Origin of the sequence: Natrinema pellirubrum DSM 15624 (assembly GCF_000230735.2) — an archaeon.
GTDB classification, from domain to species: domain Archaea; phylum Halobacteriota; class Halobacteria; order Halobacteriales; family Natrialbaceae; genus Natrinema; species Natrinema pellirubrum.
This window is the reverse complement of sequence record NC_019962.1, coordinates 532,474-552,986: the sequence shown is the minus strand read 5'-3', so window position 1 is coordinate 552,986 and position 20,513 is coordinate 532,474. Positions and strand designations below refer to the sequence as shown.

The following is a 20,513-nucleotide window of genomic DNA, read 5'->3' as shown; positions in this document are numbered from 1 at the left end:
TCCCTGAGGGCGGCGGGGTCGGCGGTCAATCGAACCGCGACCCCTCGCCGGCCGGCTGGAGTTCGGCGTCGACCAGCGTCTCGTAGGCCCGGCGGAACCGCTCGGAGAGCGCCTGATGCGAGATCCCTAGCTCGTCGGCCAACTCCTCCATCGACACCCCGCGCGGGATCTCGAAGTAGCCGTACTCGAGCGCGGCCTCTAAGGCCTCCTGTTGTTCGGGCGTGAGTCGCGTCGCGTGGCCGCCGGTATCGGTCACGTCGGTCACGCGCCGGAGTTCGACGTTGATTCCCCGATCGAGCAGCCGCTCGTAGGCCTCACAGAGCGTCTCGCGGTCCCGGTAGCGGACCGTCACCTGCCACCAGCCGTCGCTGGCCCGGGCCTCGAGCAGGGAACCGCCATCCACTAGCAGATCCTCCCAGAGGCGGGTCGTCCCCGCGTCGTCGGCGAACGTCACGTCGTACAGGAGCCGGGAATCGGTTTCGACGAGCAGTTCGGCGGCCGCGACCGACGGGTCCGCGTCGAAGGCGGCGTCGACCGTCTCGCGATCCACGTCGGCCACCCACAGCGAGGGGCGGGTCTTCGATACCGAGGACTCGAGTTCGAACGTGGCCGCCGGCGCGCGCTCGAAGGCGGTGGCAAGCGCCGTTTCCGCGGCCGGCAGCCGGAGATCGGCTATCGTCGACATCGAGCGTCGTACACCGTCGGTGCCTAAAAACCGCTGTCGCGACGAACCTGACTGTCGCGCTGGCTGATACCGCCGTTTCCGTCGCGGACGAATCCCCTCGCGGCGACCCTCGAGGGCCGGAACTGGCCGGCCGGGTTCTCAAGGCCACCGCCCGACGACGACCGCCCATGACCACCGATCTCGACGCCACGACCGACTTCGCGGAACTGGCCGCCCGCGTCCGCACCCAGTCCCAGCGAGCGCCAGACACCGATACCGATCGCGTGACCGTCCGCTCGCTCGAGGCCGTCCGCGCCGACACGCTCGAGACCCTACTCGAGGCCGCCGAGAGCGAACACCTCGAGCCAGGGGCGCTCGTAGTCGTCTGCTCGCGGGCCAACGCCGACCTGTGTATCGACCGCGAGTCCGGGATCGACGACGTCGGCGACCTCGAGTCAGTCCTAGGCTGTGGCGTGCGCGTCGAGGGCGAGTTGCCCGACGACACCATCCTCGTCGTCCATCCCGACGCCGTCGACGGCGAGGATCTGCTCGAGCCCGAAGCGATCGCCTGCGGGATCGTCGGGACGGACGAGTAGGGGGCACTGCACGCTCCCGTGCGGGTGCGGGCCGCAACCCGATTGCGACTAGGGGAACGTAACGATATCGATAGCCCCGGTATTCGGTGAACGGATACGCTGGTCACACAGACTGCTGTCTGTGACCCCTGCATCGGGCTCAACGAGCGGGTAGATCACACGGCGTCTCAGGATAGTCGTTACAGTTTCTGGAGTCCAAATGAATTCCATCGTTCTCACACTGAACCGAAACCCACTGGCAGGCACCACCTTCCTTGTCCAGCGCGAGTTCGGTCCACTCCGCTCGGTCGAACACTTTCGCGGACACGGAATACGCACTCTTTGCGTCAGTATCCCATGGACAATCGATAATCCGAGTCGAGACGGTGTCCGAGGGCGAGTCGATCGAAACCGTCTCGTCGTAGACGATATTGCCGTCCTTCTTGATGCGGATGTCGACCTCTCTCGATTTCGCATCGAAGTTTTCGAGGCGAACCCCGCCGAGTCGGACCCTCGAGTCGAACACACCGCACCCGCTAAGCAACATCGTCCCGGATATCGCCAATAGTTCTCTTCGTTCCATACTAGATCACACTAATCGAAGGAAATAATTACTTCGAGGCCATCCGTATTCTTCTGGTTTAGATTGTACTCTTCCGATCGGGTGTCAGTTCGAACTGAGATGCCTGCGGGAATCGAACCCGTCCACTGCCGACCCGAATACTATCCACGACACCAGTGTGGCCACAGTATGCGCTATCTCGAGATCACGGTCCCCGAGGGGAAGCGACGGGCCGTTCTCGACGTCCTCGAGGACGAGGGGTTCGACTACGTCGTCAGCGACGAGACCAGCGGCCGAGGGGAGGCGGCCGTCGTTCGGTTTCCGGTCCCGACCCAGGCCGTCGAACCGCTGCTCGATCGGCTCGAGCGGGCCGGCATCGGCGACGAGGTCAGCGTCGTCGTGATCAACGCCGAAACGGTCGTCTCCGAGGAGTTCGCGACGCTTCGCGAGCGATACAGCCGCGGCGGTCAGACGGGCTCGCGTACCTCGCGGCAGGTACTCCGGACGAAGGCGGACGAACTCACGCCGCCCTTCGCGATCTATACGGTCATGCTACTGATCAGCGCGGTCGTCGCCACCGCGGGGCTGCTGGCCGATTCGCCGGCGGTCGTGATCGGGGCGATGGTCATCGCGCCGCTTCTGGGGCCCGCGCTGGCCGCCAACGTCGGCATCGTGACCGGCGACGGCCGGCTCAAACGGACTGGCTTCACCTATCAGATCGCCGGCGTAACGATGGTCGTCGTCGCCTCGATCGCCCTCGCGATGCTGGCTCGGCTGGCTGGCCTCGAGCCCGCCGGGGTCGACATCGTCGTCGCCACCGAACTCGAGGAGCGGGTCGCACCGAACCTGTTCTCGCTGGCGGTCGCGCTGGGAGCGGGGATCGCCGGCATCCTGAGTCTCACGCGGGGCTTTTCGGAGGCCATCGTCGGCGTGATGATCGCCGCGGCGCTGATCCCGCCGTCGGCCGCGGTCGGGATCACGGTTGCCTGGGGGATGTCCGGCGCGGCGACCGGAGCCGCCGCCCTCGTGGTCGTCAACCTCCTGTCGATCAATCTCGCCGCGCTGGCGACGCTGTGGATCGCCGGCTACCGTCCGCAGGGACTGTTCGAAGTGTCGCCGACGCGGACACCGACCTACACGTATGCAGTGATCTTCGGGGTCGGACTGTTGGTACTCGCCGCGCCGCTGGCAAGCGTCACGCTGCTTGACTTTCACACGACGGAACTTGAGTCCGCTGCCGAGGACGAGGTCGACGCCGTCCTCGCACAGCCCCGCTACGACGGGCTCGAGAGCGACGATGTCGTAGTCGAACTCGACGGTGACTACCCGATTCAGTCGGTCGACCGGGTCGTCGTGACGGTCTCCGAGCGCGAACCCGGCCCGGAATCGGGCCTCGCCGATCGACTCTACGAGGCGATCAGGCCCCACAGCGATGGGTCGCTGGTCGTCGAAGTCCAGTACGTCGTCGCCGAGGAGCGGGGTGAGGATGGAAACGGGGACGGGGACGGGGACGGGGACACGGCGTTGCGGACCGCGAACGATCGCTGATACGGGCTGCTGTCCCGATCCCGGTGGGATCGCGACCGTCCTGCGGCCCCACTGGCGACGACGGAAACCGTATAAGGCGACTCGACAGCCGATCGGGGATCTCGTCGTCTTCCCGGGTCACGCTCGACCGCGTCGGTTCGATTCCCGCGGCGGGTTCGCGTCGACGCTCGCCGTCAGCCGGGCTCCGACGACGGCCGGTACCGCCGGCTCACCGCCTTCCAGCGCCCGCTACGGAACAGCCAGTAGTTGATTCCGCCGGGGACGCTCGTCTCGAGGAAGAGTGCGAGGTAGAGCCCGCCGACGGCAAGCGGCGTGACGAGTCCGAGCGCGGCCGCGGGGAGCGCGAAGGCGTACCGGCCAAGCAGCGAGGCGACGAACGGCCAGCGGGTGTCGCCGGCACCGAGCAAGGCCCCGGCAGCCGCTCCGTCGAGCCCGTAGCCGACCGAACTGACCGCGCCGACGGCGACGAAGACCGCGGCCTGGGTGACTGCTGCGGGATCGCTCACGAACAGCCCCGCGATCGGCCGCGCGAAGACCACGACCAGCGCCCCCGCGACGGCGTAGATCACCGTCGAGAGCCGGATGATCGCCGCGCCATAGGCCCCCGCCTCCGCTTCCTCGCCCGCACCGAGGTGTTGGCCGACGAGCGAACTCGCGGCCAGCGACAGCCCCCAGTTGACGCTGTTGATCAGGGCCCGCACCCGCCGGCCGACCTCGAGCGCCGTCACGACGACCGGGCCGAAGGAGGCGGCGATCCACAACAGCGGGAAGACGACCGCCCCCTGCGCGAGTCGGCGGCCGATCTCCGGCAGGGAAATCTCGATCAGTTGGCGCAACAGCGTCGGCTCGAACCACGGCCCGGATCGGGTGATCGGGACGGGGCTTGGCTCCATCCCGAGCCGGCCGTAGGAGCGCCCGAGCATCCCCCACGTGAGGACGACCGTCACGAACCCGCTGGCGAGGGTCGTCCCGATGGCCGCGCCCGCGGCACCGAGGCCGAAGCCGAAGATCAACAGCCCACTGAGGACGACGTTGAGGACCGCGCCGCCGGCACGGGCGACCATCTCGGTGAACGTGTCGCCGACGCCGGTATAGGTCCGGCTGGCGATCAGGTTCAGCAGTTCGAAGACCACCGCGGGCGCGACGTAGACGAGGTAGATCCGCCCGTGGACGAGCGCGTCCGGCCCGGAGCCGAGCAGGGCGATTAGGGGGCCGGGGACGGCGAGGAACAGGACCGCGATCGGGGTCGCCAGCGCGGTCGCGAGGACGACGCTCTGGTTGACCGCCACCGACGCGCGGTCGGTCGCCTCGCCGCCGTAGTTCTGCGAGACGAGCGTGACGGTCCCGCCCGCGACCCCGAGTCCCAGCAGCGTGACGATCTGCCAGTAGCCGAGCGCGAAGGCCAGCCCCGCCGTGCCGGCCGTCCCGACGGCGGCCCCGACCATCGCGAGGTCGGCCGTCTGCTTGGACATGATCGCGAAGCCGGTGACGATCCGCGGCCAGGCCAACTCCATCGTCGGGCGAAACCGCTCCCCGTCGATGATACCGGCTCGCTCCAAGAGTCCGGCGACGACCTCGATCGCGGCCGCCCGCCACTGCTGGCCCGTCATCGCTCCCCCGTTGCGTGACCGACGCCTTCGGTCTGTCGGCTCCGGCACTCGAGGCGGCCTTTCCTCCCGCGTGGAGCCCGCGAAGCGCCTACCCGCGCAGCCGCGAGAGCATCGCTTTCAGGTGAGTCGGCGACACCAGCGAGGTCGGCCGGTCCATGTGGACGCCGATCTCGCCCGACAGCGCGCCCAGTCCCAGCCGCTGGACGGGTTCGGGCAGCGAGTATGCGCGTCGGATCCAGTGCCCGAGTCGCTGTTCGCGCGCCAAGTCGTCGCGCCAGGCCCGTTCGTAGGCCGCCAGCGTGGTCGGCCGGTCGGGGTCGATCTCGCGGGCGGCGTGATCGGCGCTGGTCATGCTATAGAGGATGCCGCCGCCGGTGAAGGGCTTGGTCTGGGCGGCCGCATCCCCGATGAGGAACGCCCGTCGGGACGTCACCCGATCGGGCGGCCCGACCGGAATCGCGCCCGAACAACGATGGGAGACGTCGATCTCGTAGCCGTCGATCAGCTCTTCGAAGTGCTTGGTGACCTGCACGCCCGGCGGGGCGGCCAGCCCGTACTCGACGCCGGCCTCGCCGCGGGGAATGCGCCACGCGAAGAACGTCGGCGGCGTGAGATGGACGTCGACGAAGTCCTGGTGATCGTCCTCCTCCGAAAAGGCGAGGACGCCGTGGAGGAACTCACCGGGCTGTGGGAGGCCGAGTTCGTCCCGCACCCGCGAGCGCGGCCCGTCACAGCCCGCGACCATCTTCGCCTCGACCTCGAGGCGGCCGTCGGGGCCGCTGGCGACGATCGCGACCCGGTCGCGGCGTTCGGTGACGCCGGTGACGGTGTGGTTCTCGCGGACGTCTGCGCCCGCCTCGCGGGCCAACTCGGCGAGGTGGCGGTCGAGTCCGACACGGTCGATGACGTTCGACGCGACGGTGTCCTTGTAGAAGGGGTAGGCGTCGCTGCCGGGTCCGCCGACGTGAAAGCGCGCGCCGTAGATCTCGTTCTGAAAGAGGTCCTCGCGGGCCCCCTCGCCGGTGAACTCCCAGACATCCGTACTCACGTGGCCCGAGCAGGCGAGCGGCTCGCCGATCGTCCCCTGCTCGAGGGCGAGGACGTCGTAGCCTTCCTCGGCGGCCCGGCGGGCGAACCGCGCCCCCGGCGGGCCGACGCCGACGACGACGAAATCGTACATGCTCGGGACGTTCACGCCGGACGGTAAATAGGTTCTCGAGATTCGCTCGCTGCCGTCGGACACGTTCGAAACGTCCCGGCCGTCGACCGACGCCGACGATGGTCGGGACCGGTGACTGACAGTCGATAAACGGATACAGTTTTGTGAGTTGTCCGATCTCACACGATATGAACGCGACGCAAGCGCCGACTCCGACCGAGAGACGGGCGATGGCCCGGGGCGAACGCGAGCTGATCGCACCGTGATCCCCGCGGACCTCTCGACCGGTGCGCTGGTCGTCTTCGGCCTCATCGCCGTCGCGCTCGTCCTGTTCGTGACCGAGGCGATCCCCACCGACGTGACCGCGATCGGGATCATCGTCTCGCTGGCGGCCCTCGAGCCGATGACCGGCGTCGGTCCCAGAGCGGCCATCTCCGGGTTCGCCAACACCGCGACGGTGACGATCGTCGCCATGTACATGCTCAGTGCGGCGATTCAGGGAACGGGCGTGGTCCAACGTCTCGGCGTCTATCTCGCGACGATCACGAACGGCAGCGAGAAGCGGGCACTGCTGGCGACGATCTGTACGACCGGTCCGCTCGCGGGCTTTATCAACAACACGCCGATCGTGGCGATCTTCGTCCCGATGATCACCGACCTCGCGGAGAAGACCGGGATCTCCCCGTCGAAGCTCCTCCTGCCGCTGTCGTACGCGGCGATTCTGGGCGGCACGCTGACGCTGATCGGCACGTCGACGAACCTGCTGGCCAGCGAGTTCGCCGTCGAACTGCTCGGCCGCGAGCCGATCGGCATGTTCGAGTTCTCCGCGCTCGGCGTCGTGATTCTACTGGTCGGGCTCGCATACCTCGCGACCGTCGGTCGGTGGCTGACGCCCGCACGGATCCCGGTCGACGCCGACCTCGTCGAGGAGTTCGAACTCGAGGACCACCTCGCGACGGTCCGGGTGCGGGCCGATTCGGCACCGGTCGGGCGGACGGTCGACGACCTCGAGGCACGCGCGGACGCGGACGTCCGCGTTCTCCAGCTCCGCCGGGCGGGCGACGGGAGTGACGGCGAAACCGCGTCGGCGGACCGCGTCCTCGAGTACGACGGCGATCGGGAGGCGACCCTCGAGGCGGGACCCGAGGCGTCGACCCCCGGCCAGCGCTCCGGCGACGGCCGGACGCAACTCGAGGCGGACGCGGCGTCGATCCCCGCTGATGGCGAGTCGTTCGTCGCGGCCGCGACCGACGAGCGGATCCGCGAGGGAGACCTGCTCACGGTCCACGGGAGCCTGCAGGCGATCAACCGATTCGTCGAGGCCCAGCGGGTACACCAGCTGGCCCGGGAGTCGGTGACCGAGGAGACGTTCGAGGAGGCCCCGAGCGAGGACGTCCTCGCGAAGGCCGTCGTTCCCGAGTCGTCGGCGTTCGCCGGCGAGCGCCTCGGCGAGACGGCCCTCCGGGAGTTCTTCGGGACGACCGTGCTGGCGGTCCGCCGGGGCGGCGACCTCCTCCGAACGGACCTCGCGGACGTCCGACTCGCCCCCGGCGACCTCCTCCTGCTCCAGACTTCCGACGACGCGATCGACCACTTCACCACGTCGAACGACCTGCTCGTCGTCGACGACGCCGTCGATCGGCTGGCGGACGCCGACCTCGAGGACGTCGCGCCGCTGTCGCCGAAAACGCCGATCGCGATCGGGATCATGGCCGGCGTTATCGGCGCGGCCGCGCTGGGGCTGCTCTCGATCGTGATCGCGGCCTTCGCCGGCGTCTTCCTGATGGTCGTCAGCGGCTGTCTCTCGATCGATGACGCCTACGACGCCGTCTCGTGGAACGTCGTCTTCCTGCTGGCGGGGGTCATCCCGCTGGGGATCGCCCTCGAGGCCACCGGCGGTTCGGCGGTCATCGCGACCGGGTTGGTATCGGCGGCCACCTACCTGCCGCTCGTGGCGGTATTGCTGCTGTTTACCGTCGTCACGGGGCTGCTCGCGAACGTCATCACGCCCGTCGCGACGGTCGTGCTGATGATCCCGATCGCGGTCGACGCGGCGACGAGTCTCGGCGCTGCGCCGTTTTCGTTTCTTCTCGCAGTGCTGTTTGCCTCCGCGACGTCGTTCATGACGCCGGTCGGCTACCAGACGAACCTGATGGTCTACGGGCCCGGCGGCTACGAGTTCACCGACTTCCTGCGTGTCGGCGGCCCGCTCCAGTTGTTGCTGGCGGTCGTCACGACCGTCGGTATTACGCTCATCTGGGGACTCTGATCGCCGGCGGTCGCGACCGTCGGCCTCGACCAGAGAGTCGCTTGTGAGTCAGTTTCAAATGGGTTCCCCCAGTCGTGGCTATCATGAGCGAACTGTTGACATTCGACGAGGCCGAACTAATCGATCTCAGCATCGGTCTCGAGGACGGAGCGCCGAGCGAGCCGACGCCGCCGGCGATCGACGCATTCGATCACAAGGCGGGCGCGAAGCGACTCGCCGAAAACCTGCAGGAACAGGGGTACGACGTCGAACCCGCGGACTTCCCCGAGGGGATGGGGCTGGCGTGGGAGGACCTCGCAGTGATCCCCCACGCCGGCACCCACCTCGACGCGCCGTGGCACTACGGCCCCGAGGTCGACGGCGAGCCCGCGAAGACGATCGACGAGATCCCCCTCGAGTGGTGTCGCGGGTCGGCCGTCGTGCTGGATTTCCGGTCCATGGATCCCGGTGAGGAGATCGGGGTCGCGGACCTCGAGGCCGCCCTCGACGACCTCGATCACGAGCTCTCACCGGGCGAGATCGTCCTGCTCCAGACCGGGGCCGACGAGCTGTGGGGCCAGCCCGAGTATCTGACCGAGTTCCCCGGGATGAGCGCCGAGGGGACCAAATATCTCGTCGAGCAGGGAATCAAGGTGATCGGCACCGACGCCTACGGCTTCGACAAGCCATTCGCGGCGATGGGCGAGAGCTACGTCGAATCAGGCGACGAGGACGAACTGTGGCCGGCCCACTTCGCCGGCCGCGAAGTCGAGTACTGCCAGATCGAGAAGATGGCCAACCTCGACGCGCTGCCGCGCAAGACCGACATCCCCCTTGTCGCGTTCCCCATCAAAATCGAGAACGGGAGCGCGGGCTGGGTGCGGCCGGTCGCCCTTATCGGGGACGAGACGGGAGGTGATACCACATGAAACTCGCAACGTTCGAAGTCGACACGCCCGTCGGTCCGGTCGAACGCATCGGTGCCGTCGACGAGTCCAGTGAGTCCGGCGACAGCGCGGCCGGTGACGCGACTCTCGTCGATCTCACCGCGGCCTACGGCGCGGCCCTCGAGTCCGAGGGCGAGCCGGCACCCGCTGATCTAGCCCACACACACGTCCCGCCGGAGATGACCGCCTTCCTCGAGCGCGGCGACCGGGCGATCGCGGATGCCCGCGAGGCCCTCGCGTACGCGGCCGAGACCGATGCCGAGCGCGGCCCCGACGGCGCGAAACTCCGGTACGAACCCGGCGCGTACCGGCTGCTCGCGCCGCTGCCGCGTCCCAACTCGCTGCGCGATTGCATGGCCATCGAGGAACACGTCCAAAACAGTATGGACGGCGAGATCGCCGACGTCTGGTACGAACTGCCGGTCTACTACAAGGGCAACGCCGACAGCGTCGTCGCGCCCGGCGAGACGATCCAGTGGCCCGACTACTCACAGATCATGGACTACGAACTCGAGATCGCGGCGGTGATCGGGGAGCGCGGCCGGGACATCTCCGCTGAAGAAGCCGAGGACCACATCGCCGGCTACACCGTCTTCAACGACTTCAGCGCCCGCGACATCCAGGGCAAGGAGATGGAGGGGCGGCTCGGTCCCGCGAAGGGCAAGGACTTCGCGAACGGGCTGGGCCCCTACTTCGTCCCGCGCGAGGACATCGACGTCCTCTCGGCACCGATGACCGCCCGGATCGACGGCGAGGTCTGGTCCGAAGGAACGGTCGACGAGATGTACCACTCCTTCGCCGAGATCATCGAACACATCTCCCAGTCCGAGACGCTCCACCCCGGCGACGTCATCGGCAGCGGTACCGTCGGCGAGGGCTGTGGGCTCGAGCTGGGACAGTGGCTCGAGGACGGCGACACCGTCGAACTCGGCGTCGAAGGGATCGGTACCCTCGAACACACGGTCGTCGAGTAGCGCGGTCCGCGGCGCTACCCGGCGTCGCGCTCGCTCTCGGCCGCCGCGGCGCTCGAGGTGAGCAGGAACCCGACGACGCCGAGATAGGCGACGAAGAACTGGAGACTCACGTCGCCCGTCGTGAACTGCTGGCTGACGGCGACGGGACCGACACCGAGCCCGAACAGCCCGATCCCGTAGCCGAGCCGATCCGTCGAGCGGTCGAACGCGGGGAACTCGGAGACCAGTAGCCGACGGTACGCGACGGCAAAATAGCCCCAGCCGGCGTACAGCGCGACTGTGGCGGCGACTAGAAACCAGTTCGACCCGAACGCGACACGGAGGGTGCCGCCGGCGGCCAGCCCGATTCCGAACCCGGCGGGGAGCGCTCTGTTCATGGTTCGTCTCGTTGCCCGAGTGACAAAAACGCGCCCGTCGCCGTCAGTCGTCGCCGGTGCGTGCCGCCGACGGTTCCGCACCCGCCGCGACGCGGGTCACGTCGGCGTAGCGCGCCCACAGCGCGAGCATGCTCGGGAGGACCAACACGCTCACCAGGAACGAGGTGACGAGCGCGAGGACGACCAGCAGGCCGAGGCTCTGGAGTTGCGGATGCGGGTGCAAGAGCAGCGCCAGGAACGCCGCCGAGGAGGTGAGCGTACTCCCGAGCAACGCCCCGCCGGTCCCGACGACGGCCGCCTCGAGCGCGTCGTAGACGCCGCCGTGTCGCCCGAGTTCCTGTGCGAAGCGATCGCTGAGGTGGATGTTGTAGTCGATCCCCAGCCCGATGACCAGACTCATCAGGAGGGCAGTCAGCAGCGTCAGGGGGACCTCGAGCAGAGACATGCTCCCGATGACGAGGCCGGCGACCAGCGCGATCGGGACGACGGTCACGGCCCCCAGCGTCGCGCTGCCCTCGCTCAGTCGGTAGATGCCGATCAGGGCGACCGCGATCACGCCGAGCGCGAGGACCAACACGTAGAGGATTCCGTCGGTGACTTCGCCCAGTTCGGCCTGGGTGACCGCCGCCGGGCCGGCCGCAGTGGCGGTCAGATCCCCGTCGCCGTCCTCGATCGTCGCGGCCACCGCCTGCATGTCGTCGGCACGCTCGTCGTAGGTGTCGCCGCGGTCGACGGTGACGAGTATGCGGAGCGAGCGATACTCCCCATCGTCGGTGCGCTCGATCACCTGCCCCGCCTCCGCGGGGGCGACCTCGAAGAGGTGATCGTAGACCGACTCGAGGTTCCGATCGGGCACCCCATCGCCGTCCGCGTCGGCCGAGTCGACCGTCGCGGCGAAGGAGTCGTTCTCCGCGGCGGTCGCTTCGATGACCGAGAGCGGCGAGCGGACCGACTCGACGCCCTGCTGGTCGAAGGCGACGCCGGTTTCGCGGGCGGTATCGCCCCCCTCAGCGACCCGTTGCAAGGTCCCGTCGGCGGTCACGTCCCCCTCGATGAGGACGGCCGAGCGGCCGACGCTGTCGTCGCTGGAGCGATACTGATCGGTCACATACAGCTGGTTCTCGACGAACTCGGACTCCTCCCAGGCCATCGGGCCCGGCAGTTCGGTCTTCCAGTCGGCGACCGACTCGGTCCGCTGCTGGAAGCTCTCCTGTTCGAGCGCGGGCCAGGCCACCGCGCCGGCGGTCCCCGCAACGAGCGCGACGACGATGACGACCGGGGCCGCCCGCTTCGCGAGGGTGACGCTGCCGCCGAGGACGCGGCCCAGATAGCTGCCGTAGCCGAGCGGTTGCTTGTGCCGATCGACGCCGACACGCTCGAGGAGGCCGTCGATACTGATCTTCAACGCGGGAACGAGCGTGACGAAGATGACGAGCGCCGAGAACACGCCGAGCGTGATCCCGATCGCCATATCTCGGATCGAGGTCACCGGGTTGACGACGTTCGAGAGGAAGCCGATCGACGTCGTCACGGTGACCAGCGCGAGCGCGACTGCGACCGAGCGGAGCGACCGCGTCATCGGCGGGCGGATCCCTTCGTCGTTACCCCGCTGTTCCCGGTAGCGCATGAAGACGTGGAACCCGAAGTCGATGCTGAGCCCGGCGATCAGCACCGGCCCGATGATCATCGTCACCCCGGCCGAGATCCCGAGCCAGCCCAGGATGCCGAACATCCATAGAATGGAGACGACGACGCCGATCATCCCGACGACGACATCGACGAGGTCGCGGTAGGTGAACGCGAGAATTCCGAGGATCAACGCCAGCGCGACCGGCAGGATCAGCGTCGTCGTGTTCGACGCCATCCGCTGGTTGAGATCGGCGACCGCGTGTTCGCCGAGGGTGAAGTAGTTCGGCTCGTCGCGATCGTCGGCCGCCTCGTAGAGGGCCCGCTGTGCGTCGCTTGGCACTCCCGACGAGCCGTCCGCCCCGTCGGTCTCGAACCGGAAGATCATCCGGTGGCTCTCGGCGGTCGTACTTCCGGGGTCGTAGCGCTGTGGCAGCAAGGAGAGCGCGCCCGACTCGGGCGTCAGCGACTCCGAAAGCAGCGCCGCGTACTCGTCGTCGTCGGTCGACTCGAGGGCGGCGATCTGTTCGGCGCGGGTCGCGTTGGGATCCTCGGCGGCCCGCGCCCCGACGATGTTTGCGACACCGGTGACCCCGCCGTCGTCGGCGAGCGAGGCCGATACCGAATCGTTGTCCAGCACCGTTTGCTGGTACTCGAGGGAGTCGATCAATGCAGCCTTCGAGAGGGCGTTGCCGTCCTCGTGGCGGACGTAGACCGGCGCGACGGAAACGTTCGACTCGTCGTCCGGATCGCCGTAGTTCTCGGCGATGTAGTCGGCCTTCTGTGCGGGCGTCGTCTCGCCGACGTCGCTGCTGCTGGCCTGATTGGACGTATCGATGTTCCCGATCCCGGCGACCGCGCCGGCGGTCAGCAGTAACAATACGACGATCACGATCCGGTTGTGCGTCGTGATCGCGTCGATACACCTGTCGAGTGCGTCACGGACCATTTCGTTCCCCTCTCTGTCGGGAACCCGTATAAACCGAAAATCACGGTTTCCGAGCCTGAAGTTCTGGCCGCCACGCGGAGGACATTACACCCTCGGGTCGCTAGCACCACCATGCTTCTGTACTGGCACCGGCGCGATCGACGGACGGCCGACGATCGGGGACTGGCCGCCGCGGTCGATGCCGCGGACGGACCCGTCCTCCCCGTCTACGTGTTCGATCCCGCGGTCACCGACCGGCTCGGTGCGCGCAAACGCGCGTTCGTCGACCGGACCGTCCGGGCGCTCCGAGCGCGGTATCGCGACCTCGAGAGCGACCTCCTCGTGCGATCGGGAGCGGCGCCCGACGTCCTCGCCGATCTCTGCGATGAGTACGACGTCGACCGCGTCGTTACGACGGAGTGCTACGACCCGGTCCGCCGGGACCGAACGGCCGCCGTCGATGCCGCGCTCGCGGTCCCCCTCGAGACCCACGTAGATACGGTCTTGGTCGATCCGCGAACGCTCGAACCGTCGTACCCGACCCACAGTCAGTTTCACGCGGACTGGCAGGAGCGGCCGAAGCCGGCCCCAGCACCCGAGCCCGACCCGGACGCGCTCGCCGACGTCACCGCCGACGAACCGATCGCGATCGCGGATAGCGACATCGATCTCCCCGAGGCGGGGACCGAGGCCGCCCGCGATCGCCTCGCATCCTTCCGCGACACCGGACTGCGGCACTACGCCGACACCCGGGACGATCTCGCGGCCGCGGTCGAGCGCCCGCTCGAGGCCGTCTCACGGCTCTCACCGTATCTGGCCGCCGGTGCGATCGGAATCCGCGAGGTCTGGGAAACCGTCACGGATGTCCGGGACGGCGTCGACGGCGACGAGCGGCGCAACGTCGACAAGTACGCGTTCGAACTCACGTGGCGAGAACTGTACTACCACCTGCTCGCCCACACTCCCGATCTGGCGACGGCAAACTACAAGCAGTTCCCGAACGAGATCGCGTGGCGAAACGACGAGGCCGAGTTCCGGGCGTGGAAACGCGGCGAGACGGGGTATCCACTCGTCGACGCCGGAATGCGCCAGCTCGACCGGGAAGGGTACATCCACAACCGGCCGCGACAGGTCGTCGCGAGCTTCCTGACGAAACACCTCCTGATAGACTGGCGACGCGGCGCGGCCCACTTCCGGGAGCGGCTAGTCGATCACGATCCCGCGGTCAACCCCGGGAACTGGCAGTGGGTCGCTTCGACGGGGACCGACTCGGTCGACGTTCGGATCTTCGATCCCGTCGCACAGGCCGCCAAGTACGACGACACCGGGGCGTTCGTCCGCGAGTACGTCCCCGAACTGGCCGACGCGCCCGCCGAGGCGATCGTGGAGTGGCCGACGCTCCCCGCCGAGCGGCGGGCGGCACTCGCGCCCGACTATCCGGCACCGATCGTCCACAGAGACGACGCCTACGAACGGGCCCAGCGGGTCTTCGAACGGGCGCTCGGAAAACGAGACGACGGCTGATTCAACCCTCGAGCAACTCCCAGAACCGTTCGGTGTCGCCCTCGAAGCGCTCGAGCAGGTCGCGCATCTCGGCGCGGTGGTCGTCGGTAACGGTCACGTGGACCATCCCCTCGTCGGGCTGGCCGTAGACGACGCTTGCGCCCTCGGGCGCGGCGACGATCGCCGGCAGCGCGACGAGGTCCTCCTCACCGTCGACCAGAATCGTGGTCGGGTCGCCGGTCGAGAGCGCGCGCCGGAGCGCCCGGACGACCGGCACGCCCAGTTCGGCGGGGGGGTTTCGGACCTCGATGCTCGCGCCCTCGGTGACCGCCTCGCGGATTTCGGCGTCGACCTCGGTACGTTTGGTCCGGCCGTCGACGAGGGCCACGTCGGGCCGGCGGCCCGCCTGCAGGAGGTGATAGGTGACGACGTCGCCGACGGCGATCAGGGGGCCGTCGACGCCCTCGAGGAGCCGGTCGGCGTCGGTCTCGATCGGGCCCATCGGCTCTTTGAGTTCGTGGCGCAAGGCGTCGGGCAGGACCAGCAGCTGGTCGTCGTCGGCGAACGCGTCGTCTGTGTCGTCGCGAGTCACGCGTCAGCGAACCTTCAGGGCGTACGCGCCCGGTTCGGTGATCTGCATCTCCGTCGCGATCTCGCTGTCCTCGGGGTGGGCGATGATGACGTAGCCCGCCCAGTCCTCGGTCAGCGAGGAGGAGTTGCAGGCGTCACACGTCTCGTTGTCGGGTTCGTTGACCCGGTGACACTCGCGACAGACGAGCCGATCGGATGCCATGGTTATTCACCTGCCGTGGCTTCGCGTTTCTCGTGTTCGTCCTCGAGCCAGGCGTGTTTGCCGAGGCCGGGCTGTTTCGCGGTGAGCCCGATCTTCGAGTCTCGGGGGTTGCGTTCGTCGATGCTCTTGGTGACGATGCGGGCGCGGACGGCGTCGTCGACGCCGAGCGCGCGGTCGGACTCGTTCGATGAGAGTCGCTGGTTCTCGCCGTCGAAGGCGAGATACTCGTCGCTGATCTGCGAGACGTGGAGCAGGCCGTCGACGGGGCCGATGCCGACGAAGGCACCGAACTCGACGACTTCGACGACGGTGCCGTCGACGACTTCCTGCATCTGTGGATCGAAGGTGACGGCGTCGAACTCGGCCTCGTAGTAGACGCCTGGCCGATTCGGCAGCACCGTTCCCTCACCGATATCGTGGACCTCCGTGACGGAGACGACGCTGCCCACCTCCTCGTCCATGCGCCCCTCGAGTTTGTCCTGGAGCAGTCGTTTGACTCGATCCGGCGAAACGTCGCCGAGTTCTTCCGGCGGTACTTCTACCGTGTCCTTCAGTCTAACCCGTTTGTACATCTATGGTTGAGTGATCGCTAACTTGTTTCTCCCGCGTAATGCAATTACCGGTCTCCCCGCTTCGAGGACCCGGTCGCGCAGCGGGCGGTCGTTCGTGACGACGTAGTCGACGTTGCCCTCGCGGGCGAGTTCGACCAGTGCGTCGTCGGCGTACGATGCCTCCGTGTCGACGGCGAGACAGCGCTCGGTCGCCAAGTCGTGGCCGACGGTCGCGGCCGTTCCCTCCTGCCCGCCCTTCTCGGAAAGTCGCCGGAGTTCCTCGAGGACGGCCTGTGGGATCGTCGCCTCGTAGTCGTCCAACAGCCGCTCGAGTTCCTCGAACAGCCGCACGTCGAGTTCGACCGGCATCATGAGCGCGCTCGTGTCGAGGGCGACCCGCGTCGACTGTCCCATCTCAGTCCGTCAGGGTACCGAGACCGATCAGCCGCCAGCGCGCGCCGATGCGGCGGTTGATCGCGATTTTCGTCCCCGGTTCGGCGGCGACGGGCCGCTTGAGTCGGACCTCGCACTCGCCCTCGCGGGCGCTGGTGACCGAGCCGACGGTCGTCGCCGTGCCGACGGTCATCATCAGCGGTTCGCCGGTGCTGATCTCGTCGACCGTCTCGCCCTGGTCCGCGCCGACGACCCGCTCGAGCAGGTCGACCTCCATCGTGAACTCGTTCCAGGTCGGCGGGAGCGTCCCCGGCGGCCCGGCCATCCGGCCGGCCAGCGCGTCGCCTTTGGTCAGCGAAGGGTCGAGCCCGGTCCCGACGCCGAGCAGGCCACCCGGCGTGACGGTGTCGACGGTCTCGCCGCCGGCCTGCAGCGAGCGGATCGTCGTCTCGATGGGGACGTATTCAGTCTGGCCGCCCTCCTCAACCTCGCGGCCGGGGCGAATCTCGATCTCGTCGCCGACCTCGAGTTCGCCCGCGACGAGGCTGCCCCCGAGGACGCCGCCGGCGAGGTCCTTCGCGGACGTACCGGGTTTGTTGATGTCGAAACTGCGGGCGACGTGCATCCGGGGATCGGCGTCGGGATCCCGATCGGGGGTGGGGATCTCCTCCTCGATCGCCTGGATCAGCAGATCGAGGTTGACCTCCTGGCCCGCGGAGACGGGAACGATCGGGGCGTCCTCGGCGACGGTGCCCGCGACGAACTCCTTGATCTGGTCGTAGTTGTTCCGGGCGGTCTCCGCATCGACGAGGTCGACCTTGTTCTGGGCGATGACGATGTTGTCGATCCCGATAATGTCCAGCGCCATCAGGTGTTCCTCCGTCTGGGGCTGGGGGACGGGTTCGTTGGCGCTGACGACCAGCACCGCGCCGTCCATCAGGGACGCGCCGGACAGCATCGTCGCCATCAGGGTCTCGTGCCCCGGGGCGTCGACGAACGAGACGGTCCGCAGCGGCTCGCTCTCGGAGCCGTCCGGACACTCCTCCTCGACGGTGTAACACTCGGGTTCATCCAGGCCGTCGCAGTGACGGAACGTGGCGTCGGCATAGCCGAGCCTGATCGAGATTCCGCGTTTCATCTCCTCGCTGTGTTGGTCCGTCCACGAGCCGCTGAGCGCTTGCACCAGCGTCGTCTTGCCGTGGTCGACGTGACCGACGAGCCCGATGTTCACCTCCGGTTGTCGATTTCCTACCATAAGACGATGAGTAATCTTGGGTAGTGATTCCCCTGTGCGACTGATAAAGGTTGCGAGCTATCCCGTCGATTTCGAGGTCGACGGAACCGAGAGAATATCACCCGTGCTGTCGTTCCACACCGGCGATCCCGACGACTTATCTCCCGTCCGCCCCTCACACGTACCGTGTCCGAGTTCGCGTTCGAACTCGAGTTGTGTGCCCGCCTCGAGGGGCGCCGCGAGGGAATCGTCGCTCGCCAGCTCGGGGGCAGCGTCGCCGATCCCGGCGGCCGGATCCTCGACGTACTCTGCGTCGAACCCGGCTCCGAGTTCGACGACCGCGTCGAACTCACCAGTGAGACGATCCCCGACGCCGCGATCGAGTCGGCGGTCGGCACCGGGCGGGCTCGCTACTGGAAGGACGCCTTCGACTGCCACCCCGAGCGCGCCCGCAACGCCACCGAGCAGGCCCTCGAGATCGGCTTCTTCGAACGCGACCGTGAGGCCAGCGCGACCAGCAACCGGGAGTACGTCCGGCAGGTCACCCGCTACCCCGACTGGTACGACCGCATCGTCGGGATCGAGAACAAGCCCGATCTGGGCCGGCCGGGCGACCTCGAGATGCAACTGCGGACCGACGTGAGCCTCGCCCTGCTGGACGAGGCGATCCTCGCGACAGAGAGCTACGTCACGCGCGCGCACCTGAACCGCATCCCCGACGCGGTCGGCGTCTGGCGAATCCACCGCGACGAGGGTGCGGCGGGGGAGGGCCTCGAGATCGAAGTGGTCCGCGAGCCGACCCCGCTCACACCCGACGAGCCCGGGATCGAGCCCCTCGCCGCCCACCCGGGGCGAACGGAGATCGAGGTCGTCTCGCCCGATGCGAAGGCGCGGGCGCGCCGCCGGCTCGCCGAACGGGCCTACGGCAAGGGCTGGCGAACGTACGGGTTTCCGAACTGCGGCGCGTGTCGCCCGACCGACGCGAGCGGCGCGACGCTACCGTACTGCGCGTGGAACGGTCGGGTCGTCGACGCCAACACGGAGTGCGGCCCGGACTGTCCGGGCCACGAGCCGGGGTCGGCGGCCGAGATCGCGATCGACCTCGAGGCCGAACGCGACCGGCGGACCCCGTGGACGGCCGATCCCGACGGCAAACGGCGGCGACAGTCGGGACTCGATCGGTTCGGCTGACGGCTCGGCCGCCGCTCGAGCGCCGGACGGACACGTTCCCCCGGATCTACAGCTCGTAGACCTCGCCGTCAACCGCAAGCGGCTCTGCGAAGGCCTCCTCGGCGGGGTAGAAGTGCGCGAGATGCACCAGCCGCGTCCGGTCGGCGTTCAACTCCCCGGCCAGCGCGAGCGCGCCCTCACGGGTCATGTGTTTCGTCCCGAACGTCCGAGCGACGCCGTCGGCGTCCTCGTGACGGCCGCCCAGCGGGTGGTAGTCGGCCAGACTCGCTGGGACGATGCCGTCGGCCAGCAGGAGGTCGGCGTCGGCGAGGACGTCCCGGGACGCCTCGGGAACGTCGTAGCTCGTATCGCCCGTGATCGACAGCTTCGCACCCGTCACGGGGTCCTCGACGGAGAGGCCGTAACAGACCAGCGGCGGGTGGTCGACCGGCACCAGCGTCACGTCGAGCCCGCAGATCCGGACCGTCTCGAGCGGCGACGTCGGGACGACCGTGAGCGGATCGAGATAGTGGTAGTCGTCGTCGACGGTCTCGGCGACGCTCTTTCCCGTCTTGGGGTCGGTCTCGTCGGCGGCGTAGACCTCGAGGGAGTCCAGCACGCGGAAGACGTTGCCCAGTCCGTCGAGGTGGTCGAAGTGGATATGGGTGATGACGGCGGCATCGGGAAGCGACACCTCGTCCCGGAGGAACTGATACCGGAAGTCGGGGCTGAAGTCGATCAGCAGCGACTCGTCGACGCGCTCGTTCTCGACGTGGACCGAAAAGCGCGTGCGCTCGACGCCGCGCGCTCGAGCCGCCGCGCAGGTGTCACAGTCACAGCCGACGGTGGGCGTCCCGGTCGTGTCGCCGGTCCCGAGCAGGGTCACCCGCATCGTCAGTTCGTCCCTCCGAGGGCGTGTCGGCGGGGCGGTTCGACGCGGTTGCGACCACCGGCTCGTCGCCTACACATACGATTTGCCTTTCTCGAGCGCCGTCCGGATGAACGGGTGGTCGGCGTTCGCCTCGACTCGCTCGGCCGGCAGGACGTGTACCTCGAAGACGACGCCGTGTTCGGCCCCCACGGTTTCGGCCAGCGCCTCGAGTCGCCGCTCGCGTTCCGGGTCCGCTTCCTCGAGGACCAGCAGTACCTCGACCGACGCGTGGACGCCGCGATCGTCGCCCCGGGCGGCGTCGCCGAAGACGACGAGGTCGCGGATCGCCTCGTCGTGGTCGTCCTGTGCCCGGGCCGCGAACGTCGCCGCGGCGTCTCCCGCTGGGGCGTCATCGCTCATAGGTGCCCCTTGACAGCCGTCGCATAAAGGGTATTCCCCGCGGGTCCGATCCCTACTCCGTCGCGGCGGTGTCGTCGCCGCCGTCGTACTCGTGTTCGCGCAACAGGTCTGGCTCGACATCGCGCAGGACCGCCTCGTGGGTCGCCTCGAGGACGACCGGCGGGGCGCAGTCGGCCTCCTCAGCCTCGACCCAGCGGGCGAGACAGAGACACCAGCGATCGCCGGCCTCGAGCCCGGGGAATTCGAACTCCGGTCTCGGCGTGGTGAGATCGTTGCCCCGCGCTCGACTGAAGCGGAGGAACTCCTCGGTCATCTTGCTGTAGCGAGGAAACCCCGCCCCTTGGGGCGGGGAGGAATCGC

At 68.3% G+C, this 20,513-nt stretch carries 20 protein-coding genes and 1 pseudogene; 7 read left to right on the top strand and 14 right to left on the bottom strand.

Going from position 1 to position 20,513, the window contains the following annotated elements:
* Positions 1-25: 25 nt before the first annotated feature.
* A complete protein-coding gene (locus NATPE_RS02730; protein WP_006180747.1) occupies positions 26-685 on the bottom strand; it encodes a helix-turn-helix domain-containing protein in 660 nt (219 codons plus the stop codon).
* A gap of 167 nt (positions 686-852) precedes the next feature.
* Between NATPE_RS02730 and NATPE_RS02725 the strand changes: the two genes are divergently transcribed.
* Complete coding sequence (locus NATPE_RS02725; RefSeq protein ID WP_006180746.1) at positions 853-1,260, top strand: hypothetical protein; 408 nt, start codon at positions 853-855, stop codon at positions 1,258-1,260.
* Between the two features lie 139 nt (positions 1,261-1,399).
* Here NATPE_RS02725 and NATPE_RS02720 read toward each other — a convergent pair whose 3' ends face one another.
* Positions 1,400-1,822: a hypothetical protein gene (locus NATPE_RS02720; RefSeq protein WP_015298721.1), complete on the bottom strand. Its 423-nt coding sequence runs from the start codon at positions 1,820-1,822 to the stop codon at positions 1,400-1,402.
* 168 nt (positions 1,823-1,990) lie between these two features.
* Between NATPE_RS02720 and NATPE_RS02715 the strand changes: the two genes are divergently transcribed.
* A complete protein-coding gene (locus NATPE_RS02715; protein ID WP_015298720.1) occupies positions 1,991-3,349 on the top strand; it encodes a TIGR00341 family protein in 1,359 nt (452 codons plus the stop codon).
* 173 nt (positions 3,350-3,522) lie between these two features.
* Here the strand turns inward: NATPE_RS02715 and NATPE_RS02710 are convergent, their stop codons facing one another.
* Positions 3,523-4,959: an MATE family efflux transporter gene (locus NATPE_RS02710; protein ID WP_006180742.1), complete on the bottom strand. Its 1,437-nt coding sequence runs from the start codon at positions 4,957-4,959 to the stop codon at positions 3,523-3,525.
* Positions 4,960-5,047: 88 nt separating this feature from the next.
* Positions 5,048-6,139 (bottom strand): geranylgeranyl reductase family protein, encoded by a 1,092-nt coding sequence (locus NATPE_RS02705; RefSeq protein WP_006180741.1) that lies wholly within the window; start codon positions 6,137-6,139, stop codon positions 5,048-5,050.
* 241 nt (positions 6,140-6,380) lie between these two features.
* Here NATPE_RS02705 and NATPE_RS02700 point away from each other — a divergent pair, with 241 nt between their 5' ends.
* The 3 genes from NATPE_RS02700 to NATPE_RS02690 all read left to right on the top strand — a co-directional run bounded on the left by NATPE_RS02700 (position 6,381) and on the right by NATPE_RS02690 (position 10,287).
* On the top strand, positions 6,381-8,387 hold the full coding sequence (locus tag NATPE_RS02700; RefSeq protein ID WP_006180740.1) for an SLC13 family permease: 2,007 nt from the start codon (positions 6,381-6,383) through the stop codon (positions 8,385-8,387).
* Positions 8,388-8,470: 83 nt separating this feature from the next.
* The gene (locus NATPE_RS02695; protein ID WP_006180739.1) at positions 8,471-9,295 is read left to right on the top strand and encodes a cyclase family protein; all 825 of its coding nucleotides are present in this window, start codon (positions 8,471-8,473) and stop codon (positions 9,293-9,295) included.
* Positions 9,292-10,287 (top strand): fumarylacetoacetate hydrolase family protein, encoded by a 996-nt coding sequence (locus NATPE_RS02690; RefSeq protein WP_006180738.1) that lies wholly within the window; start codon positions 9,292-9,294, stop codon positions 10,285-10,287. Before NATPE_RS02695 ends, NATPE_RS02690 begins: the two co-directional genes overlap by 4 nt.
* A gap of 14 nt (positions 10,288-10,301) precedes the next feature.
* Here the strand turns inward: NATPE_RS02690 and NATPE_RS02685 are convergent, their stop codons facing one another.
* Together NATPE_RS02685 and NATPE_RS02680 are read right to left on the bottom strand one after the other, a co-directional pair.
* Entirely contained in the window at positions 10,302-10,664 is a 363-nt protein-coding gene (locus NATPE_RS02685; protein ID WP_006180737.1) for a hypothetical protein, read from the bottom strand.
* A gap of 43 nt (positions 10,665-10,707) precedes the next feature.
* The gene (locus NATPE_RS02680; RefSeq protein ID WP_006180736.1) at positions 10,708-13,239 is read right to left on the bottom strand and encodes an efflux RND transporter permease subunit; all 2,532 of its coding nucleotides are present in this window, start codon (positions 13,237-13,239) and stop codon (positions 10,708-10,710) included.
* Positions 13,240-13,350: 111 nt separating this feature from the next.
* Here NATPE_RS02680 and NATPE_RS02675 point away from each other — a divergent pair, with 111 nt between their 5' ends.
* Complete coding sequence (locus NATPE_RS02675; protein WP_006180735.1) at positions 13,351-14,742, top strand: cryptochrome/photolyase family protein; 1,392 nt, start codon at positions 13,351-13,353, stop codon at positions 14,740-14,742.
* Position 14,743: 1 nt separating this feature from the next.
* Here NATPE_RS02675 and NATPE_RS02670 read toward each other — a convergent pair whose 3' ends face one another.
* Genes NATPE_RS02670 through NATPE_RS02650 form a run of 5 tightly spaced genes read right to left on the bottom strand, consistent with a single transcriptional unit; the run spans position 14,744 to position 17,713 of the window.
* Positions 14,744-15,313 (bottom strand): GTP-dependent dephospho-CoA kinase family protein, encoded by a 570-nt coding sequence (locus NATPE_RS02670; RefSeq protein WP_006180734.1) that lies wholly within the window; start codon positions 15,311-15,313, stop codon positions 14,744-14,746.
* Between the two features lie 3 nt (positions 15,314-15,316).
* On the bottom strand, positions 15,317-15,514 hold the full coding sequence (gene spt4 / locus NATPE_RS02665; RefSeq protein WP_006180733.1) for a transcription elongation factor subunit Spt4: 198 nt from the start codon (positions 15,512-15,514) through the stop codon (positions 15,317-15,319).
* Positions 15,515-15,516: 2 nt separating this feature from the next.
* Positions 15,517-16,086 carry a DNA-directed RNA polymerase gene (locus NATPE_RS02660; protein WP_006180732.1) on the bottom strand — a complete coding sequence of 190 codons (570 nt, stop codon included), beginning with the start codon at positions 16,084-16,086 and terminating at the stop codon, positions 15,517-15,519.
* Positions 16,087-16,479: a PIN domain-containing protein gene (locus NATPE_RS02655; protein WP_006180731.1), complete on the bottom strand. Its 393-nt coding sequence runs from the start codon at positions 16,477-16,479 to the stop codon at positions 16,087-16,089.
* 1 nt (position 16,480) lies between these two features.
* A complete protein-coding gene (locus NATPE_RS02650; protein WP_006180730.1) occupies positions 16,481-17,713 on the bottom strand; it encodes a translation initiation factor IF-2 subunit gamma in 1,233 nt (410 codons plus the stop codon).
* Between the two features lie 165 nt (positions 17,714-17,878).
* Between NATPE_RS02650 and NATPE_RS02645 the strand changes: the two genes are divergently transcribed.
* Complete coding sequence (locus NATPE_RS02645) at positions 17,879-18,883, top strand: DUF5787 family protein (RefSeq protein ID WP_006180729.1); 1,005 nt, start codon at positions 17,879-17,881, stop codon at positions 18,881-18,883.
* Between the two features lie 46 nt (positions 18,884-18,929).
* Here the strand turns inward: NATPE_RS02645 and NATPE_RS02640 are convergent, their stop codons facing one another.
* From NATPE_RS02640 to NATPE_RS02630, 3 genes and pseudogenes are all read right to left on the bottom strand, one after another.
* The gene (locus tag NATPE_RS02640) at positions 18,930-19,754 is read right to left on the bottom strand and encodes an MBL fold metallo-hydrolase (protein WP_006180728.1); all 825 of its coding nucleotides are present in this window, start codon (positions 19,752-19,754) and stop codon (positions 18,930-18,932) included.
* A gap of 69 nt (positions 19,755-19,823) precedes the next feature.
* Positions 19,824-20,153 carry a hypothetical protein gene (locus NATPE_RS02635; protein ID WP_006180727.1) on the bottom strand — a complete coding sequence of 110 codons (330 nt, stop codon included), beginning with the start codon at positions 20,151-20,153 and terminating at the stop codon, positions 19,824-19,826.
* Positions 20,154-20,205: 52 nt separating this feature from the next.
* Positions 20,206-20,466: pseudogene (locus NATPE_RS02630) on the bottom strand (DUF2237 family protein); the annotation flags it as partial.
* Between the last annotated feature and the right edge of the window lie 47 nt (positions 20,467-20,513).

What these genes read in the sequence shown, in the direction of transcription:
- NATPE_RS02680 (WP_006180736.1), bottom strand. Translation starts at nt 13,239, where the DNA reads ATGGTCCGTGACGCACTCGACAGGTGTATCGACGCGATCACGACGCAC.
- NATPE_RS02710 (WP_006180742.1), bottom strand. Translation starts at nt 4,959, where the DNA reads ATGACGGGCCAGCAGTGGCGGGCGGCCGCGATCGAGGTCGTCGCCGGA.
- NATPE_RS02675 (WP_006180735.1), top strand. Translation starts at nt 13,351, where the DNA reads ATGCTTCTGTACTGGCACCGGCGCGATCGACGGACGGCCGACGATCGG.
- NATPE_RS02720 (WP_015298721.1), bottom strand. Translation starts at nt 1,822, where the DNA reads ATGGAACGAAGAGAACTATTGGCGATATCCGGGACGATGTTGCTTAGC.
- NATPE_RS02655 (WP_006180731.1), bottom strand. Translation starts at nt 16,479, where the DNA reads ATGGGACAGTCGACGCGGGTCGCCCTCGACACGAGCGCGCTCATGATG.
- NATPE_RS02695 (WP_006180739.1), top strand. Translation starts at nt 8,471, where the DNA reads ATGAGCGAACTGTTGACATTCGACGAGGCCGAACTAATCGATCTCAGC.
- spt4 (WP_006180733.1), bottom strand. Translation starts at nt 15,514, where the DNA reads ATGGCATCCGATCGGCTCGTCTGTCGCGAGTGTCACCGGGTCAACGAA.
- NATPE_RS02705 (WP_006180741.1), bottom strand. Translation starts at nt 6,139, where the DNA reads ATGTACGATTTCGTCGTCGTCGGCGTCGGCCCGCCGGGGGCGCGGTTC.
- NATPE_RS02730 (WP_006180747.1), bottom strand. Translation starts at nt 685, where the DNA reads ATGTCGACGATAGCCGATCTCCGGCTGCCGGCCGCGGAAACGGCGCTT.
- NATPE_RS02690 (WP_006180738.1), top strand. Translation starts at nt 9,292, where the DNA reads ATGAAACTCGCAACGTTCGAAGTCGACACGCCCGTCGGTCCGGTCGAA.
- NATPE_RS02635 (WP_006180727.1), bottom strand. Translation starts at nt 20,153, where the DNA reads ATGAGCGATGACGCCCCAGCGGGAGACGCCGCGGCGACGTTCGCGGCC.
- NATPE_RS02715 (WP_015298720.1), top strand. Translation starts at nt 1,991, where the DNA reads ATGCGCTATCTCGAGATCACGGTCCCCGAGGGGAAGCGACGGGCCGTT.
- NATPE_RS02725 (WP_006180746.1), top strand. Translation starts at nt 853, where the DNA reads ATGACCACCGATCTCGACGCCACGACCGACTTCGCGGAACTGGCCGCC.
- NATPE_RS02650 (WP_006180730.1), bottom strand. Translation starts at nt 17,713, where the DNA reads ATGGTAGGAAATCGACAACCGGAGGTGAACATCGGGCTCGTCGGTCAC.
- NATPE_RS02660 (WP_006180732.1), bottom strand. Translation starts at nt 16,086, where the DNA reads ATGTACAAACGGGTTAGACTGAAGGACACGGTAGAAGTACCGCCGGAA.
- NATPE_RS02685 (WP_006180737.1), bottom strand. Translation starts at nt 10,664, where the DNA reads ATGAACAGAGCGCTCCCCGCCGGGTTCGGAATCGGGCTGGCCGCCGGC.
- NATPE_RS02640 (WP_006180728.1), bottom strand. Translation starts at nt 19,754, where the DNA reads ATGCGGGTGACCCTGCTCGGGACCGGCGACACGACCGGGACGCCCACC.